The sequence below is a fragment of the Larkinella terrae genome (assembly GCF_009668025.1).
GTDB lineage: Bacteria > Bacteroidota > Bacteroidia > Cytophagales > Spirosomataceae > Larkinella > Larkinella terrae.
The window spans coordinates 30,806-51,907 of record NZ_WJXZ01000006.1; the positions used below are offsets into that span (position 1 = coordinate 30,806).

At 48.5% G+C, this 21,102-nt stretch carries 37 protein-coding genes; 34 read left to right on the forward strand and 3 right to left on the reverse strand.

Annotated features, from left to right (window positions below; translation table 11 throughout):
- Positions 1-22 precede the first annotated feature (22 nt).
- The gene (locus GJJ30_RS10585; RefSeq protein WP_154175124.1) at positions 23-586 is read right to left on the reverse strand and encodes a hypothetical protein; all 564 of its coding nucleotides are present in this window, start codon (positions 584-586) and stop codon (positions 23-25) included.
- A 135-nt stretch (positions 587-721) separates the two neighbouring features.
- On the opposite strand from GJJ30_RS10585, the gene GJJ30_RS10590 reads away from it, so the two are divergent.
- The 6 genes from GJJ30_RS10590 to GJJ30_RS10615 all read left to right on the forward strand — a co-directional run bounded on the left by GJJ30_RS10590 (position 722) and on the right by GJJ30_RS10615 (position 4,634).
- The gene (locus GJJ30_RS10590) at positions 722-1,057 is read left to right on the forward strand and encodes a hypothetical protein (RefSeq protein WP_154175125.1); all 336 of its coding nucleotides are present in this window, start codon (positions 722-724) and stop codon (positions 1,055-1,057) included.
- Between the two features lie 40 nt (positions 1,058-1,097).
- Positions 1,098-1,709 carry a PDDEXK family nuclease gene (locus GJJ30_RS10595; protein WP_154175126.1) on the forward strand — a complete coding sequence of 204 codons (612 nt, stop codon included), beginning with the start codon at positions 1,098-1,100 and terminating at the stop codon, positions 1,707-1,709.
- 434 nt (positions 1,710-2,143) lie between these two features.
- Positions 2,144-3,049: a phage replication initiator YdaU family protein gene (locus GJJ30_RS10600; protein WP_154175127.1), complete on the forward strand. Its 906-nt coding sequence runs from the start codon at positions 2,144-2,146 to the stop codon at positions 3,047-3,049.
- Positions 2,961-3,821, forward strand: a complete 861-nt coding sequence (locus GJJ30_RS10605; protein ID WP_154175128.1) for a P-loop NTPase family protein — start codon at positions 2,961-2,963, stop codon at positions 3,819-3,821. The genes GJJ30_RS10600 and GJJ30_RS10605 overlap by 89 nt, the downstream gene beginning before the upstream one ends.
- Positions 3,818-4,354 (forward strand): hypothetical protein, encoded by a 537-nt coding sequence (locus GJJ30_RS10610; protein ID WP_154175129.1) that lies wholly within the window; start codon positions 3,818-3,820, stop codon positions 4,352-4,354. Before GJJ30_RS10605 ends, GJJ30_RS10610 begins: the two co-directional genes overlap by 4 nt.
- On the forward strand, positions 4,338-4,634 hold the full coding sequence (locus GJJ30_RS10615) for a hypothetical protein (RefSeq protein WP_154175130.1): 297 nt from the start codon (positions 4,338-4,340) through the stop codon (positions 4,632-4,634). The genes GJJ30_RS10610 and GJJ30_RS10615 overlap by 17 nt, the downstream gene beginning before the upstream one ends.
- Before the next feature lie 675 nt (positions 4,635-5,309).
- On the opposite strand, the gene GJJ30_RS10620 is transcribed toward GJJ30_RS10615, so the two are convergent.
- Positions 5,310-5,969 (reverse strand): PIN domain-containing protein, encoded by a 660-nt coding sequence (locus GJJ30_RS10620; RefSeq protein WP_154175131.1) that lies wholly within the window; start codon positions 5,967-5,969, stop codon positions 5,310-5,312.
- A complete protein-coding gene (locus GJJ30_RS10625; RefSeq protein WP_154175132.1) occupies positions 5,962-6,714 on the reverse strand; it encodes a hypothetical protein in 753 nt (250 codons plus the stop codon). The genes GJJ30_RS10620 and GJJ30_RS10625 overlap by 8 nt, the downstream gene beginning before the upstream one ends.
- 655 nt (positions 6,715-7,369) lie before the next feature.
- Between GJJ30_RS10625 and GJJ30_RS10630 the strand changes: the two genes are divergently transcribed.
- The 28 genes from GJJ30_RS10630 to GJJ30_RS10765 all read left to right on the forward strand — a co-directional run bounded on the left by GJJ30_RS10630 (position 7,370) and on the right by GJJ30_RS10765 (position 21,074).
- Complete coding sequence (locus GJJ30_RS10630; RefSeq protein ID WP_154175133.1) at positions 7,370-7,603, forward strand: hypothetical protein; 234 nt, start codon at positions 7,370-7,372, stop codon at positions 7,601-7,603.
- 87 nt (positions 7,604-7,690) lie between these two features.
- Positions 7,691-7,849 carry a hypothetical protein gene (locus tag GJJ30_RS10635; protein ID WP_154175134.1) on the forward strand — a complete coding sequence of 53 codons (159 nt, stop codon included), beginning with the start codon at positions 7,691-7,693 and terminating at the stop codon, positions 7,847-7,849.
- Positions 7,850-7,868: 19 nt separating this feature from the next.
- Complete coding sequence (locus tag GJJ30_RS10640) at positions 7,869-8,018, forward strand: hypothetical protein (RefSeq protein ID WP_154175135.1); 150 nt, start codon at positions 7,869-7,871, stop codon at positions 8,016-8,018.
- A 595-nt stretch (positions 8,019-8,613) separates the two neighbouring features.
- On the forward strand, positions 8,614-8,919 hold the full coding sequence (locus tag GJJ30_RS10645) for a hypothetical protein (protein ID WP_154175136.1): 306 nt from the start codon (positions 8,614-8,616) through the stop codon (positions 8,917-8,919).
- Complete coding sequence (locus GJJ30_RS10650) at positions 8,916-9,257, forward strand: hypothetical protein (RefSeq protein ID WP_154175137.1); 342 nt, start codon at positions 8,916-8,918, stop codon at positions 9,255-9,257. The genes GJJ30_RS10645 and GJJ30_RS10650 overlap by 4 nt, the downstream gene beginning before the upstream one ends.
- A complete protein-coding gene (locus GJJ30_RS10655; RefSeq protein ID WP_154175138.1) occupies positions 9,254-9,775 on the forward strand; it encodes a Rad52/Rad22 family DNA repair protein in 522 nt (173 codons plus the stop codon). Before GJJ30_RS10650 ends, GJJ30_RS10655 begins: the two co-directional genes overlap by 4 nt.
- A 54-nt stretch (positions 9,776-9,829) precedes the next feature.
- The gene (locus tag GJJ30_RS10660; protein ID WP_154175139.1) at positions 9,830-10,258 is read left to right on the forward strand and encodes a hypothetical protein; all 429 of its coding nucleotides are present in this window, start codon (positions 9,830-9,832) and stop codon (positions 10,256-10,258) included.
- Between the two features lie 184 nt (positions 10,259-10,442).
- Positions 10,443-10,583 (forward strand): hypothetical protein, encoded by a 141-nt coding sequence (locus tag GJJ30_RS10665; RefSeq protein WP_154175140.1) that lies wholly within the window; start codon positions 10,443-10,445, stop codon positions 10,581-10,583.
- On the forward strand, positions 10,580-10,948 hold the full coding sequence (locus tag GJJ30_RS10670; RefSeq protein WP_154175141.1) for a hypothetical protein: 369 nt from the start codon (positions 10,580-10,582) through the stop codon (positions 10,946-10,948). Before GJJ30_RS10665 ends, GJJ30_RS10670 begins: the two co-directional genes overlap by 4 nt.
- Positions 10,945-11,091 (forward strand): hypothetical protein, encoded by a 147-nt coding sequence (locus GJJ30_RS10675; protein ID WP_154175142.1) that lies wholly within the window; start codon positions 10,945-10,947, stop codon positions 11,089-11,091. The genes GJJ30_RS10670 and GJJ30_RS10675 overlap by 4 nt, the downstream gene beginning before the upstream one ends.
- Complete coding sequence (locus GJJ30_RS10680) at positions 11,088-11,666, forward strand: HNH endonuclease (RefSeq protein WP_154175143.1); 579 nt, start codon at positions 11,088-11,090, stop codon at positions 11,664-11,666. Before GJJ30_RS10675 ends, GJJ30_RS10680 begins: the two co-directional genes overlap by 4 nt.
- Entirely contained in the window at positions 11,650-12,090 is a 441-nt protein-coding gene (locus GJJ30_RS10685; RefSeq protein ID WP_154175144.1) for a hypothetical protein, read from the forward strand. The genes GJJ30_RS10680 and GJJ30_RS10685 overlap by 17 nt, the downstream gene beginning before the upstream one ends.
- Positions 12,087-12,383 carry a hypothetical protein gene (locus GJJ30_RS10690; RefSeq protein ID WP_154175145.1) on the forward strand — a complete coding sequence of 99 codons (297 nt, stop codon included), beginning with the start codon at positions 12,087-12,089 and terminating at the stop codon, positions 12,381-12,383. The genes GJJ30_RS10685 and GJJ30_RS10690 overlap by 4 nt, the downstream gene beginning before the upstream one ends.
- A gap of 55 nt (positions 12,384-12,438) precedes the next feature.
- Positions 12,439-13,494 carry a hypothetical protein gene (locus GJJ30_RS10695; RefSeq protein ID WP_154175146.1) on the forward strand — a complete coding sequence of 352 codons (1,056 nt, stop codon included), beginning with the start codon at positions 12,439-12,441 and terminating at the stop codon, positions 13,492-13,494.
- A gap of 251 nt (positions 13,495-13,745) precedes the next feature.
- Positions 13,746-14,099: a RusA family crossover junction endodeoxyribonuclease gene (locus tag GJJ30_RS10700; protein WP_154175147.1), complete on the forward strand. Its 354-nt coding sequence runs from the start codon at positions 13,746-13,748 to the stop codon at positions 14,097-14,099.
- Between the two features lie 2 nt (positions 14,100-14,101).
- The gene (locus GJJ30_RS10705; RefSeq protein WP_154175148.1) at positions 14,102-14,488 is read left to right on the forward strand and encodes an HNH endonuclease; all 387 of its coding nucleotides are present in this window, start codon (positions 14,102-14,104) and stop codon (positions 14,486-14,488) included.
- A 33-nt stretch (positions 14,489-14,521) separates the two neighbouring features.
- Positions 14,522-14,788, forward strand: coding sequence for a hypothetical protein (locus tag GJJ30_RS10710; protein WP_154175149.1), 267 nt, complete (start codon positions 14,522-14,524; stop codon positions 14,786-14,788).
- 2 nt (positions 14,789-14,790) lie between these two features.
- On the forward strand, positions 14,791-15,231 hold the full coding sequence (locus GJJ30_RS10715) for a hypothetical protein (RefSeq protein ID WP_154175150.1): 441 nt from the start codon (positions 14,791-14,793) through the stop codon (positions 15,229-15,231).
- A 4-nt stretch (positions 15,232-15,235) separates the two neighbouring features.
- Positions 15,236-15,529 carry a hypothetical protein gene (locus tag GJJ30_RS10720; protein ID WP_154175151.1) on the forward strand — a complete coding sequence of 98 codons (294 nt, stop codon included), beginning with the start codon at positions 15,236-15,238 and terminating at the stop codon, positions 15,527-15,529.
- 2 nt (positions 15,530-15,531) lie between these two features.
- Positions 15,532-15,876: a hypothetical protein gene (locus GJJ30_RS10725; protein ID WP_154175152.1), complete on the forward strand. Its 345-nt coding sequence runs from the start codon at positions 15,532-15,534 to the stop codon at positions 15,874-15,876.
- Between the two features lie 92 nt (positions 15,877-15,968).
- Positions 15,969-16,214 (forward strand): hypothetical protein, encoded by a 246-nt coding sequence (locus tag GJJ30_RS10730; RefSeq protein ID WP_154175153.1) that lies wholly within the window; start codon positions 15,969-15,971, stop codon positions 16,212-16,214.
- Entirely contained in the window at positions 16,211-16,552 is a 342-nt protein-coding gene (locus GJJ30_RS10735) for a hypothetical protein (RefSeq protein ID WP_154175154.1), read from the forward strand. Before GJJ30_RS10730 ends, GJJ30_RS10735 begins: the two co-directional genes overlap by 4 nt.
- A 1-nt stretch (position 16,553) precedes the next feature.
- The gene (locus GJJ30_RS10740; RefSeq protein WP_154175155.1) at positions 16,554-16,976 is read left to right on the forward strand and encodes a hypothetical protein; all 423 of its coding nucleotides are present in this window, start codon (positions 16,554-16,556) and stop codon (positions 16,974-16,976) included.
- Positions 16,977-17,026: 50 nt separating this feature from the next.
- A complete protein-coding gene (locus GJJ30_RS10745; RefSeq protein WP_154175156.1) occupies positions 17,027-17,239 on the forward strand; it encodes a hypothetical protein in 213 nt (70 codons plus the stop codon).
- A gap of 25 nt (positions 17,240-17,264) precedes the next feature.
- Positions 17,265-17,468 (forward strand): hypothetical protein, encoded by a 204-nt coding sequence (locus tag GJJ30_RS10750; RefSeq protein WP_154175157.1) that lies wholly within the window; start codon positions 17,265-17,267, stop codon positions 17,466-17,468.
- Positions 17,469-17,603: 135 nt separating this feature from the next.
- The gene (locus GJJ30_RS10755) at positions 17,604-18,164 is read left to right on the forward strand and encodes a terminase small subunit (RefSeq protein WP_154175158.1); all 561 of its coding nucleotides are present in this window, start codon (positions 17,604-17,606) and stop codon (positions 18,162-18,164) included.
- Positions 18,154-19,671 carry a terminase large subunit domain-containing protein gene (locus GJJ30_RS10760; protein WP_205880554.1) on the forward strand — a complete coding sequence of 506 codons (1,518 nt, stop codon included), beginning with the start codon at positions 18,154-18,156 and terminating at the stop codon, positions 19,669-19,671. The genes GJJ30_RS10755 and GJJ30_RS10760 overlap by 11 nt, the downstream gene beginning before the upstream one ends.
- Positions 19,668-21,074, forward strand: a complete 1,407-nt coding sequence (locus GJJ30_RS10765; RefSeq protein ID WP_154175159.1) for a phage portal protein — start codon at positions 19,668-19,670, stop codon at positions 21,072-21,074. The genes GJJ30_RS10760 and GJJ30_RS10765 overlap by 4 nt, the downstream gene beginning before the upstream one ends.
- Positions 21,075-21,102 lie beyond the last annotated feature (28 nt).

Sequence of the window (21,102 nt, forward strand, 5' to 3'; positions counted from 1 at the left end):
CCCGAGGTAACTGATTAGGTAATTAAGCGATAGCTGGAGACGTTACATCGGCCATCATGTGCGCTACTTCCTTCTCGCTGTATTTTTGTTCGCGGAAGTAAAGACGCGGCTGATCGATGTACACCAATTCGTTCGCCTGGTTACCCGTGGTATAATCAGCTACCCAATTAAAACCCGCTTTCGCTAAAACTTTGTCGACTAAAGCCTGATACTTTTCCTGAATTGCGTCAGCTCTTTTTTCAATAGGTTCAACGGCTTCCTTTATCAACCGCTGTATTTCTGCTTCCTGATATTGCAATTCCGCAGAACCGTTTCCTGCTCCACCAATTTTTGAATCCGGTTTATCCGCTTCGTCAATTCGGCCAGATGCCAAGGCGTTTAAGTTTACCTCGCCTGGCCACGTCCGATGTAGTGCTGCGAAAACTGCCCAAGTAGGTTTCTTTTTGGGATACTCATCGAATAAAGTGATCTCACGCAAAACCTGATAGTTTAAGCCAGTCAGTTTCGATACCTCACTCGCCCCTCCCTTCTTGTTAATCAACTCCGCAGTCCAATCGCGAAGTGGATCCTTCACATTTTCATCCATAATTTTTAAGTATTTATATAATTTTGTTTGTGATTAACTAAGTATTTACTTATTATTGTACATCAATTGTCAGCAAATACAACTTTAATGCAAAACTAATTTTCAGTTAATGCTGAACAAACGTAAGTAAAACATATGAAAACAGCAAGCAAAAACTACACAAACGCTCAATTAGACTTACTGTACGGTCAAATAAAGGATACGAAGTACTCCCTTGAAGTACATGAGGTCTTAAAAGAATGGGTTAAAACGGGGAAGATTGCAAAGAAATTCAAGCACATTGACCAGAATAAAATCCGGCTAGTCGTTTTTACCGTTGCGAAAAAATTCTCTACGAAGGAGTTAAAAGTGACCACCACCAATAGCGACTACTACATTGAAGAGGTTTGGGACGCAGTTGTCGAGGTTATTAAACGTCGAAAAGCAAAATCTTTTGAGAAGGCGGCCCAGATTGAAGAGGCTCTAGCTTAAGCAAGTACTTAATTAACTTAACTCTTCTCTTTAGGTATTCATGGAGCTTTCGGAAAAAGATCTTGAGGATTCAATATACAATGCTGCTATCGATAGTTATGGTCGCCTATTTTTAGAAGAACGGGGCTTAACTCTCAATGGAAAAATATTCAGACAGGTAAATCTTGGGGACTATGGAATAGCCGACTTAATCACAATCCATTATATCGGAAAGAAGAAGAACATCCACAATCCAGATGGAAAGCCAATTAAGACAATCCTCATTACAGTTTATGAATTGAAGAAGGGCCTAGTTGGACTTGCTACATATGGTCAGCTTCACCGTTATATGCGTGGAGTACAGGAACTAGCAAAAACAACAAGGGCAAATAAGTCGGGTGGTGTAGACATACAGGTTTGGATAAATGGAACTCTGATCGGCGATGGAATTGAATCAATTGACGCCTGGGATTTAATTACCTCTTCGCCAGGGATGAGTGCCTACATTTACAAGTTTGGCTTTGATGGACTTTCATTCATACAAATCGAACGTGACCATATGCCGACACGGGCCATAAACGAGGACATTATTAAGTCGGTTGATTTTAAAGCAAGAGAGTTTATTTCCACCCGCTCCATTGGGGAGTATATAGATTTCCTCAAAAAGAAATGAACGCCGGAAAAATCACCCGCAGGCGCTCAGATGCCAATTTTCTGCCAGTTGAGCACAAAGATCATGACAAACGAAACTACGGATTATAAAATCCTGAGCCGGTACTTTATTGGTGAAAATTGCCACCTGATGCCTGGCCGGAAGGTGACCGGGGTATATGTTATTAATAGCGTATACGTAGGAGCGTCACACGATATAAGGGCGCGAATTCTTCGCCATATCACACAGGCAGTTCGGGGCCAACATTCAAATAAGGCTCTGGAAGCGCACATTTTGAAGTGTATTCAGGACGGCGATCCACTGCGGATTACTTTAGCCAGTCAGCACACTCCCGACGAAGCAAAGGTCTATTTCGAACTTCAGTCAAAAGGGTTTCTGCTTCTCAATTCACCGCAGGGTAGACTTCGGAATCAGTCAAAATTTAGCAAGCCAGCATGAGCGAGGTAACCGGATATCAGCTAACCAAAGCCTTCTATCGACTTGTAGGCGATAGTGAGGAAATTCAAAAGGCAGTCATGCCCCACCACCAGAGCCTATACACCTGGATATGCGAACTCCGTAATCGTATTCAGATATACGATCCTAAAGCCGAAATATTGGACTTGCCACGCGAGTACACCATGAAAATGACGTTCATCGGTTCGCCTGTGAAGCTAAAGTCCTGCATTGAAGATTTGATTAAATGGGGCGTGATTGAATTGGTTACTAAGGGTAAAAACGATTATACGGGCTCCACCAAAGTAAAACTTAGCTGTTCATTTATGAACAAGTACTGTACAGCTAATGAACAGCTACCGAACAGCAACAGTACAGCTACCGAACAGCCATCGAACACAATAAAAACAGATAAAACAGAAGAAACAGAATTAACAGTAAAAACAGAAGAAAACGGGAAAGGCGCTGACGCGCCCGAACAGCAAGTTGAAACTGTTTTTGTTAAACCTACTGACCTGACGGCGCAAAGCGCCCCCACCACCCCCCCGGTTCCGGCCGCCCCCCCACCACCCCCAAAGCCTGCCCGAACAAGTCCGCCGGAAACCTCGCTGCCGTTCGGCGAGAATTTCAGAGTCGCCTGGGAACGCTGGCTGGCTTACCGAAGGGAACGGCATTTACCCGCCTACAAACCCATTGGTTTATCCAGTGCGCTATCTGAACTGGAAACGCTGGCCGATCAAAACGAAGTAACCGCCATTGCAATCATCAACCAAAGTATCAACAAAAACTGGCAAGGACTCTTTGCTCTCAAATCCAATGACAACGGAAACAAAATCCCCCGCACCCCTCCACCAGTTACTGCCCGAATTGAACCCGTCGCTGGCCGTCGGTTCGGAAAGTGGTAGCCAATCTGATTTGCCGGAACTGGATGAAGATGAATACCGGGCCGCCGTGGAAGCTGCAATCTTGGCCGCCCGGAAGGTGAAGCACCAGAACCAGTTAAAACAGGCGTACTACGAACGGCTCCAGCAAATCGACCCGGTTCCCGACACGCCGGATAAACTCAGCAAACAAATCCTGTACCGAGGCCAGCAAATCGCCATTGATGAAGGTTGGGAAACGCCGTTCGTGATCGATGAGAACAACCGGGAGATTTTCAATCAGCTCTGTTTTTTCTTCACCAATCACCCAAAAATGGCCAGTTACGGCCTGTCGCCCAACAAAGGGATTTTGCTGTTTGGCGACGTGGGATGTGGCAAGACAGTAGCCTTGAAAATCTTCGAGCGCAACGTTGTCCAGAGCTACAAAACGATCAGTTGCCGCCGGTTATCGCAGCTCTACAGCCAGATTGGCGATGATGCCATTGTCGAATACAGCCAGATGTTTCACAACGAATACCGCAGCAAGTACTATGATCAGGGTTGGCTGGGCTGCTTCTTTGACGACTTGGGCACCGAGCGAGACGGCAAGCACTTCGGTAAAAACGTGAACCTGATGGAAGAGGTGTTACAGGGCCGCTACGATAACCAGGCTTGCCGTGGACCTAAAACCCACATGACTACCAACATTACGCTGGAAGAGGTTCAGGATCGCTACGGAAAGCGGGTACTGGACCGCATGAAGCAAATGTTTAACGTGATCGAGTTTCCGATCAATTCAGCCAGTAGACGGAAATGAAAAAGCAGATAAAGCCACAAGATTTAATTATTGGCGCATACCTCTACGATGACTGTGGAGGAATTAGTCAGGTAGTCGGAATCGGAGATTCTTTTGTAGTGATTGACCAATTCGAGTCAATGAGAAATAGAACACCAATAACCGTCGGTTATGATAAGGTTGAGCCTATTGTATTTGATCAACAATGGGCCAACATGTTCGAGCTAAAAGTAAGTTTTGATGATCAGCCCTATAATATTGGCGATGTTTGGTATGAAGCCAAAAAGTACTACAAGTTGCCGGGATTTGGCAAAAACAAAGTAGAAGCAGTGGCTTATGATATTTATGAGCGAACAAAGGGATTTAAAATCGGCAAGCCATATATCTACAATTACGATGCTGCCCCCGATATTCACATGAAACGGGGCGAATACAGGATACATGGCGTTCATCATCTGCAACGGTTTGTTTATTTCCACACTGGAAAGCTATTAACGCTTTATCCATCCAAGATACCTAAGCGTCAAAAATCGAACTTTGATGAAGCCGATTGACTGGCCGCGCATCCTGGCTGATCCTGACGACTTCGCCCAGCACCTGCCCCGGCTGGATGAGCGGCTTAATTGGGATGCGCTGTGCGAACTCTGCGAGGTTGATCCGTATAAACTGGCCGGGTTTGACCGGCAGTTGATGGTGCTGATTCGGGACTTCTATCAGATGGTCAAGCGGAGGGAATGGGAAATGGCCAGTGCGATGTATGATGAGATTGTGGCAACCCGCGAACGGTTGCTAAAGAATATTGGGGCAACAGAACTTAAACCACAACTTGTATGAATGCCTTTATGATAATCATTGGAGTTCTTGACGCCATACTTGGGCTGATTATGCTTAACGGATCTTTTTATGAATCCTTTAACAGTTCTGGCAGACTTGGAGCCAGGGTAATGTCTACCCTGTTTTTGCTCAGCTCTATTCTTTTAATTTCATCCGTATTGATTCGATTCTAACTTAAACCGCAGCCGGTGGACTGAAAGCTATGACAGAAGTAATCATAACTGATGAAGCGGGAAATGTAATTCCCCCTGAAATTCATAATGTGACATTTGAGAATCAGGCAATAAAGAGCCCAAAAATCGGGTTGCGACCAGGGAGATACAACCTAAAAATCAGAGAAAGTCCAATACCTGAAATCTCTATTCAAATCAAAATTTCTTCAAAATACCGTCTTGTCAGATGGTTCAATGACCTAATCGAAAAGCTATGGCAACTCTAAAAATAATCTGCCCGCACTGCCAAAAGGAGGGCCTGAAGTCGCGAGTATATGAAGGGGCGTCCATGTCAACGCTCATCCATTATTCGCCGGGACATTATGATGAGCGAGGGAATTATCACTCCCATTCCAATCCGAACACGGTAACGACGGACTATTCGTGTTCAAACGGGCATCAGTTTGTGGTAAAAAAGAAGCATGGAAAGCAGTGGATTTCTTGAAAAAGGCAACCAGTTGAATCACATAAGATTTTCAAATAGCCCGCCCTTCAACTCTGGTTTTTTTGTAGCAGGCTTTACAAACATGGGGATGTGAGTTTTAAAGCCATATATTTTATCGCCACCTCTATTTAAGTTGAAATTTTCAAAATAAGTGCCTATACAAGGCAAAGCTATTTCCTTGGCAACAGGTATAAATGTCTTTTTATCGCCTGTAAATGTAATATCAGCATTTATGTACTTTGCTGTGGCGGCTATCATAAAATCTTTCGATAACCATTCTCTGCACGAAGCCCAATTATTGCCTAAAGCATTATTTCTAGCTAGAAAGTCATTAATTGATTTTTTGTCTGAGAGGTGCGAGAACAGGCTTCTTTGCATCAACGCTACCGGTTCTGAATAAGATACCACTTCAATATCTTTCCCTTGAAGAGACTCCAATATTTCCTCAATTATACCACTTTCGATTGCGTCTATTCTTTCGAATTTTACTACATCCACGATTTCGGCAATCGTGATAGCGGATATGTAAAACTTCGATTTCTTTACTTTACATAAAATTTCCAGAAGTGCTTTTACGCATTTTACTCTTTCTTCTTTGCTGTGCGGATGAAGCAAATCCAGGATAACTGTAGTATCTAAAAATACCTTTTTGCAATCCTCAAAAGTAAGACTAGCCATATAAGTCGTTCTGTTGCCTTGATTTTAATAATAAATCCAACGGGTCATTTTTTGTAAATAGATCCGGGTGTTTGGCGTTGAAATCATTGACCAGCTCAAGCAAAGTTTTACTACTCTTTACTTTAAATGCGACCAGTTCAATAGGAATTCTTTTTTTAGTGTATTTATCAATTTTAAAACGAACTTCAAATTGCAAAGTCCCGTTTTTATAATAATCCCTTAGTTCTTGATCCTGCTGATCAGAGATAGGTACTGTAAAAGGTATTTCTTCTTCGTGTTGACTAATTACGATGGAAGAAGGGTAATTAAATTGACGATTTCCAATCCTGGTAATCTCCCCTGTGACTGAGTCAGTAATATAGTAGTTTCCACGAACAGGCTTTCGATCTTTTGTTACAACCGCAACTCTATCGTTGTCGGTATCATAGGCTTCGATGAAATAACCCTTTCGGACATAAAACAATAGGTTATTTAATAGTTTTTTTTGGTACGCAGGTACCTTTTCCCTTTTTTCTGCCCTTCCCATCAACTCAATAAATTCATCGTGATGAACTCTGTTTGAGGTGGAAACATCAACCTGGTAACAGTTTCCCTGAATAGCTGAAAGGGTACAGTTTGAATCCCTTTGTAAACGTAATGCTGCGTTTAAATTTCTTAATAATTGAGATAGCCGGTAAATGGAAATGCCATTTTCTTCTGAAAGTGTACCGACAGGGTCGTCTATTTTCAATGAGAATTTATACATGGCTTTGATTTTTAGGCTTTTATGATATATCTATTTTCACAAAAGTAAAGGAACCATCGTCGCCTATTACCAACGCATCCGTAATTAATTTCATCGCACCGCGCGTTCACTTTCAATTTTTCCGCCAACCTACGCAATCCCCGCAGCTTTCGCAAGTGGTAAGTTATTGATAATTCGCTGTTATGTAGAGACTTATAAAATTTATAAGTATTTACTTAAAAATAATTCAGTATTTACTTTGAATTAATTAAGTATCCACTTACATTTGTCTATACCAATTCACAACGCCCCGCCAAAAGGCCGCATCGGCGGTCCGACCCACGTACCGAAGTAGCGGAGCAAAACGAATCAAGACAGATGAAAAAGCCATTGACTTACAGAGTGTGCCGATGGAATTCAAAATCTTACTCTTGGGAGCCAATGCATGAGAATGACATGATCCTATGTGAAGCCAAAAAGTTGATTGCGGCTTTGTATTTGTCAGCTCCGGGTTTCAGGTATCACTATGTAAGAAGTTCAGCCTTTAATCAGCAAGTGCCATGAAAGAACTGCTCGCCACCGCCTTCCAGCAACTGCTGGAGCCTGTCAGCCGCTTCGAGTTCCGCCGTCGGCTTCGGCTGTACCTGGAGATCGTCGCCTTTAGCCGCCTACACCCATGAATGCCAAAATAGACCCGCCAAAAGTTGGCAACATCCACTGGTCGTGGGATGGCGCCCAGTGGATTCCCTGTACAATTCACAGACTTACCAAGTCGGGCAAGTCATTCCACTGCTACAACGCCGAATTGGGCTACGGAAGCTATCTGGCGATTCCCAATAAGAAATACCGGTCCAAGCCAGAGCACAAGAAGGACGCAGATTCTAAGCCAGCACTTTTCCATGCAAGCTAGTGACTGGCAACTAATCGCTACGGTCCTGCTGGTGGCCGGGGCTGCCTACGGAATTTGGACACTGATTCGCAACCGAAGAAAGAAACCATGAAGAACTTTTACATCGGCTCACTGCTCACCCTGGCCTCTGTCTTTTTGATCGCCCGGCTGACTGAACCCCGCCCGCTGTGGCAGAAAGTAGGGCTGGTGCTGCTGCTGATTGCGCTGGCGGCCGGGGCGTGGTGGGTAATTACTGAAACTGCTTAACAATTAAACAGATACGACAATGCTTACTATTTTCTGCAAAGACAAATCAATCCGAATCCTGCGAAACTTCCACCCCTCTTTTCAGGGCAACAGCTATGATATTGAGGAACTGGCGCGGGAACTCGAAGGAAAGAACTACCTGCGGCATGAGTGGGTAAAGGTTCGATAGACACCACCGGGGCGGTCGGCAACGTCGCCAGACCAACAGCCAATGGTCCAATGCCGCCCCAAGTCATTAGCGCCCTGCGCCGGGATATTCCGGTAACAAAGCTGTAGGATAGGTTGGAGCGACCGGGGCGGTTGATAGCCGTTCCGGCGTAGGGCGCAAAAGAGAAAGGTTAGGGTTTAGAAAAAGGATGCACTGTGCCGGCCGGATTGGGTCGGCAGCAGTCTCAGACCGAGGCCCCAGAAGATACACCAAAGGCCGCGTGAGGCCATAGCCCGAAGAAGCCGCAAGGTCAGGAATCGGCATCAAGTACCGGGTGAGTCAAGAGGTTTCCAGTGGTGGACGGTACCCTGAACTGGACTGAAAGTTGGAATAGAGGCCAACCGCGCCGGGCAACGTTCCCGGCAAACATTAGCCCCGGTAAAATTACCGTAGGCGGACCTTCGGGACACGGTACAAGTGTGAGGGTGACACATTAACACCAACTACCGCACCGGGGCTATTCTTTCAAACAAAACCGCCCGCTCACGTGCCGGGAAGCTGTTGAGCGGGCGGGTAACAACTAAAAATCATGACGAATCTACAACAATCACTGCAAATGAACAACATCCCCGTCTGCATCATTAGGGATCAGGCCGAACGGGTCACGGTCTACGACCCGCTGCCGGTCCACAACAAAGCCGAACTGGCGTACCTGCTGGAAGATCGGTTCGGCATTCCGGCGGATATGCTGGAAGTGGAGGTTCACGATCTGGGCGCATTGGGCTATCTGGTTTTCTACAGCTGCGAGATGCGGAGACTGCGGCCGCTGGAACTGGCGGAAACAGCTATCACTAAGGGCGGCAAGAAGGATGATAACGGGTATTGGAGCAACAGCATCTGGTTAGACGAACTGACGGCATGACACCGACTGAACACCTCATCAAAGACTTCTGCCGCCGTCACCCGCGCATCTGGCACATGGAAATGGCGGAGAGCCTCGAACGCTTCTGTTGGCGGGGCAAGTACCTGCACCAGCGGGAAAAGGAGTCGGCGGTTCAAATGGCTTACTGCTACGCCAGCGCCTTCATCAACGAATGCCTGCCCGATACCGGCACCAATCGCCGTCCGTGGCTGCAAATGAACCTGGTGGCCCTTCTGCTGAAAGCCAACGGGCAATATGGGCGGTGCAAGGAACTGCACTTTGATGCCGGTCTGGCCCTGCTCCAATCCCAACCTCTGAACGAATACGAACCGATATGAACACCGAAGTGGATAACGATATAAAAGTGCTGACCGCACCCATTCAGCCCGACGAAATTGAATGGCGGGTATCGCAGACGATGGAAGCTAAAAACGGTAAGCCCGCCAAGATGATGGTCGTTCCGTATATCAATAACCGGTGCGTTATGGAACGCTTCGACGGGCAGTTTGGCTGGCGGAACTGGTCGAACAAGATTGAGGAAGTAGAGGGCGGTTTTCTGTGTACCATCTCCGCAATCCTGCCCACCGGGGAAGTGGTCAGCAAAACTGATGGGGCGAGCCGAACGAACGTCGAGCCAATCAAGGGCGGTATATCCGATGCCATGAAGCGGGCGGCTGTGCAGTTTGGACTTGGCCGGGGACTCTACAACTACCCGAAAGTTTTTATCGAAGTGGACGGCAAATTTATTCCGGACTGGGGATTTCGGCTATTGAACGCGCTGGTTGTCTCCATCAACTCCGGTAAAGCCCAACGGGAGATCATCGTACTCAAGGAAGCACAGGCAAAGAATTTATAACCCCCTCACCGCCGGGGCCTGACGCACTCCGGCTAACCACTTACACGCACTTTCATGAAACTGGCAAACCTGACAAAAGCGATCAAGCTAAACGAGCGGCTGGCAACTCTCAATAAAGAGATTCACCAGATTGAACTGTTGGCAAAGAAACTCGTAGAGGGCCGAAATAAGACAGTACTAGTGATCAATTCGGTCGATTTGGATAAGAAGGCTGAAAAGTTATCAGAAGTCAAATTTGATGCAGATGGATCACTAGTCTACCCCAACGAGGATAGTGATGATTGCTCTTATTCGAGCCTATTTTCTCCTTTTGGGATGGTTCAAATCCGCACATCCCCAAAGGAAAAGGCCTTGACCAGCATTCGCGGGGATTTTGAAGTAAACGACATGACTGCACTAGAGGTGTTGGGTGTGCTCATTCTATGCAAACAACACGAAAAGGCTGAAATCCTCAAGAAGTTAGCCCGATTAGGAATCCAATGACGCCCCACTGGAAGCACACCGCGCCCCGCGAGGGCCGGGCGGTGGGGTGGCTGCTGGTGCTGCTGATACTGTTTAAACTCCTTGCTTATGAAACTTCGAAGCGACGACACGAGTCCCGTCCTGGTCTGGGTCAGTATACTCGGAACGCTGATTTTCATTCTCACCTGTCTTTTAAACTGATGCCATGAAAACCCTCTACCGCCTTGAATTTGCCTTCTGCGCAATGGGATTCGTTGCCCTGCTGCTGCTCAGCCGCCTGTGGCCGCACCGCGAGAAGGAAACGAAAACGACCGGGTACACCGGGGAAAACGAAATGTGGGTATGAAAATGATCCTATCCAAGGTTGCCGACTGGTTCTGGACGCTGCTCAATCACCGTCGCCTGATCAAGTTTTACAAGGCGGAATTGATGAAGCCCTATGAGGTTCGCATTCAGGAACTTCAGCTTCGACACGACGAAATGATCATCAAGCACGACAGTCCAATTCTTCGAATCATGGCTGGCGGATTTATCAAGGCGATGAAGAACCTTCCTGCCGAGAACTACATGGTGCTGACTTTTGACGATGGTGTTGGATTTTACGATGTCACCGTTCAGCGAAAAATGGGCGAAACACCACTGGATCAGCTTACGGCGGCAAAGAAGCGAATTGCAGAATTGGAACGCCAGCTAAAAGCCACTGAGCCATGAACGCCCTGCCGATCTGCGCCCTGCTGGCGGGGCTGGCCCTGCTGATCGCCTACCCGCAGGCATACGCGGTGGTGATGAGCGTGTCGGGGCTGGTGATGCTGTGGATTGTAGGGTGGGATAACTGTAAAGCAATGAAACGATGAAAAAAGGACGCAAGAAAACACCGGGGGCGCCCTATATCAAAACAGAGAAGGGATTTCCGTACTACTACGTCACCTACGCGCCGGGCAAACGAAAAACGCTTCACCGGATGGTTTGGGAGCAGGCCAACGGCCCGGTGCCGGAAAATCACGTAATCCGTTTTCGGGATCAAGATACGCTGAACTGTGCGCTTGAAAACCTCGAACTGATTCACCGGCGGGAAATCACCGGTCGAATCCGGAATTCAGAGCGCCAGTCAGAAGGAATGCGCCGAATGTACCAAACCCCGGAAGGGAAAGCCCTCAGCGCCCGCAAGGCAGAAAGATTACGGCAGCACTTCCAGGATGGCACTTTTCCACTCGAACAGCGATCCGCTAAAATCAGCGAAATGATCCGTACGGGCAAGATGCGGAACCCATTCGTTGAACTGGATGACAATGTAGTTGCCTATCAGCTATTTCCCCATAAACCCGAAATGGCCGCTTTTGTCCTTGCGAATCACCCTGAATTAATTGCCGTTAAGCGCCAGCAAACACTTTTAAAACGAGCCCTAAAACAACATGAAAACGCTGATTGACACCACCCGCGATAAGCTTCGCAAACTGGCCGGACAAGATTATATCTTCCCTGATAACCGGGAAGGGCGGTTTATATCCTTTGACATTTCACCCAACGAAGATGTGACCTTTACCACCAGTGTGGGTACTTACACCAAGCAGGTTAGCGAAGTTCCGTTTTTTATCGAACGCTTTCGAACCCCCAGCGGACTGCCCGCATTACCCGCAATCCAAGCGCTTGATCAAGCTAAACAGCAGGTTGACAATATGGTCCCGCTGGGGGAGCTGGCTGACATACTAATGGACAGTATCCGAAAGGTAAAAGGCAATAAAGAATACATTGAGCAGGCACGCGCCATTAATGATCAGGCCAAAACGCTGGTTGATATTGCCAAGGTGAGAGTTGAAGCCCTGAAAGTGGTCAGTCAGTTTCAAAGTCAATGACCAAGCGATCCCAACCGGCCCTGCCCGCCCCGCTCTGGTCCGACGAGCGACTGGAAGCCGCCAGCGCCTACCTGCAAAGCCAGTGGCGGTTCACTACCTGGCAAAGCTTCCTGGAAGCCCTGGCAGCGGCCCGCACCGAGAGCGACCTTCGGCGGATTCTGGTGGAGGTCAACCGCGACAAGCTGCCGGATGATGTGCATCCCGACCGGGCGCGGTGCTACGTGATTGACCGGGCGAAGGAATTGGGCATTCGGCTGAGTAAGAGGGGCGGGTTTCGGTGGGTGGATGATTAAAAAGTATTAGGTTAAGTATTTGAAAATGTGTATCTTATAGTAAAAAATAGTAACAATGAAACGGTTTGATGAGCGGCAGCACATGCTCTTAAAGTTGCTAAGCAAGTGTATTCTTGATGATCTGGTCATTTATGAGTCCGATCATCAAATGGATGATGAAACACCAGAAGCGTTCGAAGCTCGACTGATCCAACTTAGGGAATCAAAAGACCGGCAGGGGTTAGATGCTGAGTTAAAAAAAATCAAAGAACGGGAATCTTACCTGAACGAAATGCTTCGAGATGATCGGATTTTCTTCAAAAATTCTATATCAGACTGGATTGACGCAGTATCAGACGAAAACCCCGAATTTGAAAAAGGGTTTGACCGGATATTTACTACGTTTCGGCCAGTAGCATATTACCTGCCGGAGGCTACCATCAGCGTGATTAATGCCAATCCCAACCTGTACATTCGAAAGCTACACAGTTTGTTAAAGGACTTGCCAAATGAAACAGGCTTGCTGATCGTTCGACTGCCCGATAAAGAAGACTTTGATCTAATGTTTATCTACGATTTGACGCCCTATGGAATTTGTGGGTTGATACTCGGGAATAGCGCCAAATCAGGCAAAAAGGTTTACGTCTTAGACTCTTTTGCTGTCCCGATGAGTGCTATCAAAAATCCGGAGAAAGTCTGGCTGCCTTCAAAAAAGCCAAATCTGGCTGCGAAATCAGACGCAGCTATTCGAGCAGGTCACGGTGTGCTCACCCTAACTATATTACTGTTCATCCATTTCTTCGAAGTGGAAAGAGTGATTGTTGTTCAACCCAATGGCAACGATTCCCGATACAAAACGGTAGAGCTTAATGAACAGCGATATAGCTCAAATCTAACCTATCCTGTCAATATAATTGACGCCCATTGGTTTACGACTATCATTCGGGATGATCCGTTTTTGGTATCGGGTCACTGGCGTCGCCAACCTTACGGCCCGGGTCGTAGCGACTTTAAAATGAAATACATCGGCACATACCAGAAAAACGGCTACCATCGAAGGGCAAAACACGAATCTGAAACGGACGAAAAAATTTCAGATACACAAACTGACCCGGAGGTCGAAAAAGAATAACCTAACCACCCCGCCCGCTGCCCCACGTGAGAGCCGGGGCTGGGCCTAACCAGAAGAGAGATGAAACAGCAATTCACGATCACGATTCCCGCGCTGAACCTAGCCAGATTGTTCACATTGGCGGGAAAGTACGAGCCAGTCGCAACACCGGTCGGCGGGACTAATATGGGGACCGTACAGGTAGCACTAAACTGCACCCCGCAGGAGTTATTCGATTTAGGTGGAAACATGATGAAACCATCGCCGTATCAATGACCACCGAACTAACCATACTAGGCCACGTGCCGGGGATGAACACGCTTCTTCGCCTTCACTGGTCAGACCGGGCGGATATTCTCCGGAAATATCAGTGGGAACTGATGGCGCAGAAGCCGCCCCAACACCGCGGGAAAATCAAGGTTGATCTGTGGCGTCATAGCTGCGGTAGGGGGCCCGATCAGGACAACCTGGTATCGACCGCCAAAACATTGCTTGATGCGCTGAAAAAGAACAAAACCATCGTTGATGACAACCCGAGTATTCTGGTTGAACTCAACTGTCAGCACGTCAAGGTCAGCCGCAAGGTGCAGCCGTATTCTGTTCTCCGCATAACAGACATTGAATAGCCATGCCAACGAAGAAAGAACGCGAGATCATTTTTAACAAGTTCAACGGCAGGTGTGCATACTGCGGCTGTGAGCTGACAAAGGGCTGGCATGTCGATGAACTAGAGCCCTGTATTCGGAATCATCGATGGGATCGCCAGAAACGAAAGTTTGTTCATGACGGTACGTATCAGCACCCAGAACGACTCAACATTGATAACCAGATGCCAGCGTGTGCCAGTTGCAATATCAACAAGCACAGCGAGTCACTAGAAGGGTTTCGGCAGTTGATCGCTGGTTTCCTGAAATCGCTGAACCGTGATTCCACGCAGTACAAGATCGCCAAACGCTACGGCTTTATTCAGGAGGTCGAAAAGCCGGTGGTGTTCTATTTCGAAACATTTAACTAACCGCCCGGAGCCGGGCCTAACGAAAGAGTGATTATGACCTCAAGAGATTTTTGTTTTTGGCTACAAGGCTTCTTTGAAATCAGCAATGTTGCTTACCTTGATGCAAGCCAAACTTCGGTAATTAAGAAGCATCTGGATTTGGTGTTCTACCACGAAATTGATCCTTCTTATTCCGACGATCCAAGGGTACAACAACAGATGAATCAGATTCACAACGAACCGAAACCGCCAAAGCCGGTGCCATTTCATCCTTTTGCTGAGGGGGAACCATTTCCAGATAAACCAATCATGCGTTGCTAACCATGACCACCACCCCGCCCAAACTCCCGCCCGCCAAACGGGACACTTACGGACTGATCCTGCAAGGGCTGAAATTCGTCGCCATTGAACACTATGACCAGATGGGCGGATCAGGTAGCTTCCGTCAGGAGCAGAAGTTTCACCTGAATAAACTGATCGCACTCTTTGAAAAGGATCAGGCCAGCCTGTACCGGCTGATTCAGCAGCACGGCGACGGCATGGAATTGAACGCGCCGTTTTACGATGCCATTGACCTGGTTCGGGAGATGATCGAAACGGCGGCATCACTCAGCCAGCAGCAGAACCCGGAAGGCGGCACCGTCGGCATCCCGCTCATGCGACAGATATTGGCCGAGATCCGGGCGGGCAACTTCGCTACGGTGGAGGAACTACCCGAAGGTGTGCAATCAGTCAAACAACTAAACACCCCGGCGGGGGAATGATACGATGGAAAATACTGAGGCTATTATTGAATCCCCTGAGCCAATCCACAATTGGTTCGAGCTGACCTACGCGCAGTACCTGACAATCCCCCGTTCTGTACTGCAATCCATGCCGGCCGAATGGCAGCACCGGTTTGTCGAGTGTCTTGAGCAGTTGGACGAGACGATTGACTGGTACCCAAAACAGGGCCGGTATTGGGTATCCCTGAAAGACGACAAGGGGTGCTATGTGTCAGATCCGTTGATGGATTACGATCGTGGCAGAAGACGCATTGACTACCGTTCAGAGCAACAATAGCCATGACCGACACCACCCAACCCACCCCCGCGCTGATCGCGCAGAAGGCAAAGAAGCCCGATCTCTTCATTGACATCGAACGCCCCAAGTTCGGGACTGAGAAGTATTCTGCATCCATCAGCATAGGTAACCTGCAAGGGAAAGGCGATACTCCAACGCTGGCTTTGAAAGACCTGAAAGCGAAGGCGAAGCAACTGATCAAGAAGCTGGAAAACATCGAACAGATGGAAATGTATCACCGTCAGGATGTGTTCGAGAGTAAGATGGTTCCGGGCTTTTACGGTACTAGCCATGCGATGTCTATCCAGACCAAGCGCAAGAAGTACGAACGTAAGCGACCGTTTTGAGTTATGCGGAAGCACATTTACTGCCCCGGCGAAGTTCCGGAAGCGTTTGTTCAACTGGTAAACGAATAGAATCAAAATAAGCATCTACGAAAATGGCAGACAGAACATCAGCAAGGTTATTCGGCAAGATCTTCGGCTTACTTGCGAAAAACCCATCCGAGGAACACAAGGCGATTGCTAAAGAAGTGTTCGCAGAAACGGACAATTATGACTTTAGCAGCTACCAAATGGATGCCGATGATTCACTAATGGCTTTAGGCTTGGCAAGGCTTGGGGTTGATCCCGAATATCCAGAGGAAGGTGAAACGGTGTTGTACGGCGAACATAACGAACCATGACTAATATCACCACCGACACCGAGCTGCGGGCGGCCGAGGACAGGCTGCGGGAGTTGACAAGCCTAATCGCCAAAAGGCCATCGCCGGATATTTGGCCGGAAGGGGAATTCGTTCGCATGGTTGAAGAAAACAATGCGCTATTCAACGCGACGCAAGAGTATCGCAATCCGGTTCTGCACAAGCTGAGGGTTGCCAGTGTATTCGAAGTTTATATTGGTCAGGACAACAAGGCCGTGTTCGTGGAGATGTGCGATGAAAATTTCGCTGCAACCCTCACCGGCGACGAACTGCTGGCGCTGGCCGGGGAGCTGACAAATATTGCAGAACAAATGAAATGACATGGAAAAAATAAAAGACGCTAATTTAATTTTTTTCACCTCAGGCGTGGTGGCCCTAATTGTCACATTGATTATCTGGATTTTCTACCTGCCCGAAAAGATTCAACAGTACGAAGAGGCAGAGAGCCGGGCAATATTAGCCATTGAGTATCGGCAGATGCAACTAGACCCGCCGGTAAAGGTCCGGGGTCGACTTAACTTCGTCGCCAATAAGGTTCGACTAGGTAGATCATCAGTTGAGTTGCAGGATACCGTCAACGGCAAAATGGCACTTTACAACATGGACTCGGTGAAGGTTCAGATTAACCGTCACGATATTACGCTTTTCGATATGAAAAACCAGCGGATCATTTGGTCCGGCCTTCGGGATGGATTGCGCAACGTTCGCGTGGTTAATGGTGTTGACCTCGATTCGCTGCGATGAACCCGGTTGGCGGGCGGGATGAAAACGGAATGAATGAAACCAACAAAGACATGAAACTATACTGTTACCGCCCAGGCGGACACGGCCAGTGGTCGTTTTTTGTAGTTGCCAGTAGCGAAGAAGAAGCCTTTGCGAAAGTGCAGGCGGAAGTGGACTGCCTTCGTTCCGAAATGCACAATTATGAGTGTCAAGGCTGGGACACTGATTATTATTCACTGGAAATCCTGGAGCCAGGAGAAGTCGCCACAAACGAAAACGATTAATCAAACCATTTAAACCAAAACGACCATGTATCTCTCCATTCACAAGAACGGCAACAGCCAGGGTATCAACAACGTCAAAACCATTCAGCACGAAAACAGCGTGCTCACCATCGTCATGCAGCCGGGTAACAGCATTCCCGACCTGTCCGCGTTCGGCACTGTGCTCTACAGCAACGGGGAAGGCGTGCAGATCAGCGCGGGGGAGGTGAGTGTACGGGTGGATGTGTGAAAATTCCAGTGCTGATCTGGTTAACATAAAATGCGTTCCGTCTATATGATTTGCAGTTTTGATAGAGGTTATCTATATTAGCACTGGTAATTAACTGATTCAGTGGAGGACACAACGCCCACTACACCCGATCCAATGGCTAAACTGGCCGCCAAACAAAAGCGGTTTGTGGAGGCTTATTGTATCCACCTTAATGCGGCAAGGGCCGCTCGTGAAGCCGGATATGCGACAGCCTATTCTAATCGGGAAGGGCATCGATTGCTGACAAATGTAGACATTTCAGCGGCTGTTAAATTTATCCTTGATACACAAGGAATGTCTTCAGAGGAAGGTGTTCGGAGGCTAACTGATTGGGGAAGAGCGAGTTTGGAACCGTTCGTTGCATTTGTTCCATCTTTTTCGCTCAAGCGCCACTTGGATGACGACGATGAGGAAGAAGAAGAATTTGATGATGAGTCAGACCAACAGCCTGAAGAAGAACCCAGAATGGTTGCGATCATTGATTTGGCGTCTGATGCGGCTAAAGAAAACTTACACCTCCTCAAGAAGATTAAACAAGGCAAGTACGGGCTTGAAATCGAGCTCCACGACCCTAAAGATGCCGTATCCAAGCTGCTTGAGGTTCACGGCAAAATCAAGCCAGTCGACAATTCTACGCTCATAACAATCTTCCAGCTTCCCGACAATGGCCGGTAATCCACCCAAAGGCACTCCGAGGGCGATCCGCCCGCAATCTGGCTATCAGATGCGGGCTTTGTCGTCTCCGGCCGACATTGTCATCGGGGGTGCGTCGGCCGGTGTGGGTAAAACCTTTTCTCTGCTACTTGAGCCATTACGTCACATCAATAACCCTGATTTCGGGGCCGTTTGTTTTCGGCGAACCTCACCCCAGATACGTGCTGAGGGTGGTTTGTGGGATACGTCAATGGGCTTGTACCCTTCAGCGGGTGGTGCGCCGAAAGAAACGACACTGGAATGGAAATGGCGTTCGGGGGCTAAGGTGAGCTTTCGACACCTGCAATACGAAAAAGATATTCTCGAATGGCAGGGCTCGCAAATCCCCCTGATCCTGTGGGACGAGTTGACGCACTTTACCGAGAAGATGTTTTTCTACATGCTTTCACGGAACCGGTCAACGTGTGGCGTGAAGCCTTACATCCGGGCCACCTGCAACCCGGACCCGGAGTCATGGGTCGCTAAGCTCATCGAGTGGTGGATTGACCAGGAAACCGGCTTTCCTATTCCTGAACGCGACGGTGTAGTTCGTTACTTCACCAAATACGGCGATAACTATATCTGGGGTGATTCATTTGCCGAGGTGACCGAAAAAGCCTGGTTCTTTCTTAAAACGCTGGTTACCAGGTCCGGGCAGAAGCCCGAAGACTTTATCAAGTCGATCACGTTTATTTCCGGCTCCATTTACGACAACCAGGAGCTACTCAGTAAAGACCCTTCTTACCTGGCCAACCTGGTAGCACAGGACGAGCAGACGCGCCTGCAACTATTGGATGGCAACTGGAAAGTAGTATTAAGTGACCTGGATATTTACGATTACCCGGCATTTGCGGGCATGTTTAATAACACTTATTCAGTCAATAATGAGGGCCGGTATTTAACGGCCGATATTGCTCTGAAAGGGTCAAATAAACTGGTTCTGGGTGTCTGGTACGGGTTTGAGCTGGTGGATATTGCTATAGTTGATTCAAGCGACGGAAAGCGCGTGGTTGAGGAGGCCCTTCGACTGCTCGATATTCATAAAATTCAGAACCACCATTTTACTTACGATGCCGACGGTGTTGGCGGGTACATTGATGGATTTATCCGGGGTGCGATTCCCTTTCACAACGGCGCGTCTCCCATTGAAGTGAAAGGGACCGACGGGAAACCTTTGAAAGAGAACTACGCCAACCTGAAAACGCAGTGTTTTTATCGCAGTGGCGACCGGGTGCGGGAGGGGGGTTATAAAGTATCGGAAGAGGTGGCCAATCGCATGTATGACAATAAAATGACTGTTCGGCAACGGTTTATGCACGAACGCAAAGCCATAAAACGGGATAAGACGGATTCAGATGGAAAACTGCGGATTATCCCTAAAGAGCAGATGAAAGTCAAGCTAAACGGCGAATCTCCTGACTTAATGGATATGTTCGCCCAGCGCGAACGCTTCGAACTCAAGCCTAAAAAACAAGGCATACTGATATGAATTTTCTACAGAAAGCGGTTGCGGCCACCTTCGGGATCAAGGCGTCGTCTTTTAACCTTCCGGCACCCACCGACGCTCAGGCGGCCGCCAACCGGCTGTTTGCCAGCGCCCGGTTCCAGATTGTCAACGGACAGGTGCGGCTGATCAACACCGACACCGGCAGCCTGATCGGCGAGTCCTACCTGCGGAACTCCGACCTCTACAGTGTGGTGCGCTACCTGGTCCGAAAAGGAATGCGGGCCAACTTCTTTCTCTACGAAGTCAAGGACAAAAAAGCCCTGTCGGACTACCGGCTGTTAAAGGGTGAAGACGCCACGGCCGCCAGCATCACCAAAGCGGTAACGATGCGCCGGAAGGCTCTTGTCGACACCAGCCAGCCCGCCATTGAGAAGCTTCTGCGAAATCCGAATCCGTACCAGGACTGGAAGACCTTTGTGGAGAACGCACTGGCCTACCGCCTGCTCACCGGCGAGCGGTTCATTCAGCGCATTTCGGGTCTGCAACCCGTCTCGGAGCTGTACGTGCTGCCCTCCGCCTTAATGGAAGTTACGGCAGGATCGAATTACCTGGAAATCGGCAGTTACCTGTACACGCCCACCCAGACCAAACTGGACCCCGCCGAGGTGATTTTCAGCAAGGACTTTCGCCCGGCTATTACCGGCTACGGGGAGGAACTGCGGGGATTATCACCGCTTAAGGTGCTGGCACTGACTACCCAGAAGTCCAACGAGGGGCGCATCAGCAGCATCAAACAGTATCAGAACGGCGGGCCTCCGGGTGTGCTGTCGCTGGAAGATCCCGACACCGAGCCGCTGACCCAAGAGCAGATGCAGACCTACGAATGGAAGCTTAACAGCCAGTACGGGGGCAGCCTCAACCGAAACCGGGTGCATATCACGAACATGAAAGCCGAGTGGACCGCGCTGGGTCTATCACCGGTCGATCTGGAAATCTCCAACTCCCTGCAATTTGACCTCAGAGACTTTTGCCGGGCCTACGGTGTGGACAGCAAGGCGCTCAGCGACCCCAGTTCCTCCACCTACAACAACGTTTCCGAGGCCAAGAAAGCCGCTGTCGTTGACGCCGTGATTCCGGCCGTGTCCGCGCTGGCCGACGATCTGAACGCCTGCATTGAGCCGTTTAATGTGGGCGGTAAGCAGTATTTCATCGATGCTGATGTGACCCACTTCCCTGAACTGGCTGAGGATATGAACAAGTTGGTGGAGCGCTTGCAGAAGTCGTGGGAGATTACCCCGAACCAGCGACTGGAAGCCCAGCAGTACGAACGCTCTCCCGACCCAATGATGGATATGGTATGGGTGCCGATGGGCCTAACGCCGATTTCGGAGTTCGGCAAACAAGACCCCGGCGCTGATCCGCAAAATGATGGGTCGTATGCTTGATTATCTCGCGGATTATATGTAATTTATA

Coding starts and splice junctions, on each gene's coding strand:
- GJJ30_RS10585 (WP_154175124.1), bottom strand. CDS start 586: ATGGATGAAAATGTGAAGGATCCACTTCGCGATTGGACTGCGGAGTTG.
- GJJ30_RS10635 (WP_154175134.1), top strand. CDS start 7,691: ATGAAGAACTTTTACATCGGCTCACTGCTCACCCTGGCCTCTGTCTTT.
- GJJ30_RS10640 (WP_154175135.1), top strand. CDS start 7,869: ATGCTTACTATTTTCTGCAAAGACAAATCAATCCGAATCCTGCGAAAC.
- GJJ30_RS10625 (WP_154175132.1), bottom strand. CDS start 6,714: ATGTATAAATTCTCATTGAAAATAGACGACCCTGTCGGTACACTTTCA.
- GJJ30_RS10720 (WP_154175151.1), top strand. CDS start 15,236: ATGGAAAATACTGAGGCTATTATTGAATCCCCTGAGCCAATCCACAAT.
- GJJ30_RS10610 (WP_154175129.1), top strand. CDS start 3,818: ATGAAAAAGCAGATAAAGCCACAAGATTTAATTATTGGCGCATACCTC.
- GJJ30_RS10590 (WP_154175125.1), top strand. CDS start 722: ATGAAAACAGCAAGCAAAAACTACACAAACGCTCAATTAGACTTACTG.
- GJJ30_RS10730 (WP_154175153.1), top strand. CDS start 15,969: ATGGCAGACAGAACATCAGCAAGGTTATTCGGCAAGATCTTCGGCTTA.
- GJJ30_RS10620 (WP_154175131.1), bottom strand. CDS start 5,969: ATGGCTAGTCTTACTTTTGAGGATTGCAAAAAGGTATTTTTAGATACT.
- GJJ30_RS10685 (WP_154175144.1), top strand. CDS start 11,650: ATGAAAACGCTGATTGACACCACCCGCGATAAGCTTCGCAAACTGGCC.
- GJJ30_RS10740 (WP_154175155.1), top strand. CDS start 16,554: ATGGAAAAAATAAAAGACGCTAATTTAATTTTTTTCACCTCAGGCGTG.
- GJJ30_RS10595 (WP_154175126.1), top strand. CDS start 1,098: ATGGAGCTTTCGGAAAAAGATCTTGAGGATTCAATATACAATGCTGCT.
- GJJ30_RS10745 (WP_154175156.1), top strand. CDS start 17,027: ATGAAACTATACTGTTACCGCCCAGGCGGACACGGCCAGTGGTCGTTT.
- GJJ30_RS10670 (WP_154175141.1), top strand. CDS start 10,580: ATGAAAATGATCCTATCCAAGGTTGCCGACTGGTTCTGGACGCTGCTC.
- GJJ30_RS10600 (WP_154175127.1), top strand. CDS start 2,144: ATGAGCGAGGTAACCGGATATCAGCTAACCAAAGCCTTCTATCGACTT.
- GJJ30_RS10695 (WP_154175146.1), top strand. CDS start 12,439: ATGAAACGGTTTGATGAGCGGCAGCACATGCTCTTAAAGTTGCTAAGC.
- GJJ30_RS10645 (WP_154175136.1), top strand. CDS start 8,614: ATGAACAACATCCCCGTCTGCATCATTAGGGATCAGGCCGAACGGGTC.
- GJJ30_RS10605 (WP_154175128.1), top strand. CDS start 2,961: ATGACAACGGAAACAAAATCCCCCGCACCCCTCCACCAGTTACTGCCC.
- GJJ30_RS10715 (WP_154175150.1), top strand. CDS start 14,791: ATGACCACCACCCCGCCCAAACTCCCGCCCGCCAAACGGGACACTTAC.
- GJJ30_RS10725 (WP_154175152.1), top strand. CDS start 15,532: ATGACCGACACCACCCAACCCACCCCCGCGCTGATCGCGCAGAAGGCA.
- GJJ30_RS10650 (WP_154175137.1), top strand. CDS start 8,916: ATGACACCGACTGAACACCTCATCAAAGACTTCTGCCGCCGTCACCCG.
- GJJ30_RS10760 (WP_205880554.1), top strand. CDS start 18,154: ATGGCCGGTAATCCACCCAAAGGCACTCCGAGGGCGATCCGCCCGCAA.
- GJJ30_RS10690 (WP_154175145.1), top strand. CDS start 12,087: ATGACCAAGCGATCCCAACCGGCCCTGCCCGCCCCGCTCTGGTCCGAC.
- GJJ30_RS10665 (WP_154175140.1), top strand. CDS start 10,443: ATGAAAACCCTCTACCGCCTTGAATTTGCCTTCTGCGCAATGGGATTC.
- GJJ30_RS10750 (WP_154175157.1), top strand. CDS start 17,265: ATGTATCTCTCCATTCACAAGAACGGCAACAGCCAGGGTATCAACAAC.
- GJJ30_RS10700 (WP_154175147.1), top strand. CDS start 13,746: ATGACCACCGAACTAACCATACTAGGCCACGTGCCGGGGATGAACACG.
- GJJ30_RS10660 (WP_154175139.1), top strand. CDS start 9,830: ATGAAACTGGCAAACCTGACAAAAGCGATCAAGCTAAACGAGCGGCTG.
- GJJ30_RS10705 (WP_154175148.1), top strand. CDS start 14,102: ATGCCAACGAAGAAAGAACGCGAGATCATTTTTAACAAGTTCAACGGC.
- GJJ30_RS10680 (WP_154175143.1), top strand. CDS start 11,088: ATGAAAAAAGGACGCAAGAAAACACCGGGGGCGCCCTATATCAAAACA.
- GJJ30_RS10765 (WP_154175159.1), top strand. CDS start 19,668: ATGAATTTTCTACAGAAAGCGGTTGCGGCCACCTTCGGGATCAAGGCG.
- GJJ30_RS10655 (WP_154175138.1), top strand. CDS start 9,254: ATGAACACCGAAGTGGATAACGATATAAAAGTGCTGACCGCACCCATT.
- GJJ30_RS10675 (WP_154175142.1), top strand. CDS start 10,945: ATGAACGCCCTGCCGATCTGCGCCCTGCTGGCGGGGCTGGCCCTGCTG.
- GJJ30_RS10735 (WP_154175154.1), top strand. CDS start 16,211: ATGACTAATATCACCACCGACACCGAGCTGCGGGCGGCCGAGGACAGG.
- GJJ30_RS10630 (WP_154175133.1), top strand. CDS start 7,370: ATGAATGCCAAAATAGACCCGCCAAAAGTTGGCAACATCCACTGGTCG.
- GJJ30_RS10755 (WP_154175158.1), top strand. CDS start 17,604: ATGGCTAAACTGGCCGCCAAACAAAAGCGGTTTGTGGAGGCTTATTGT.
- GJJ30_RS10710 (WP_154175149.1), top strand. CDS start 14,522: ATGACCTCAAGAGATTTTTGTTTTTGGCTACAAGGCTTCTTTGAAATC.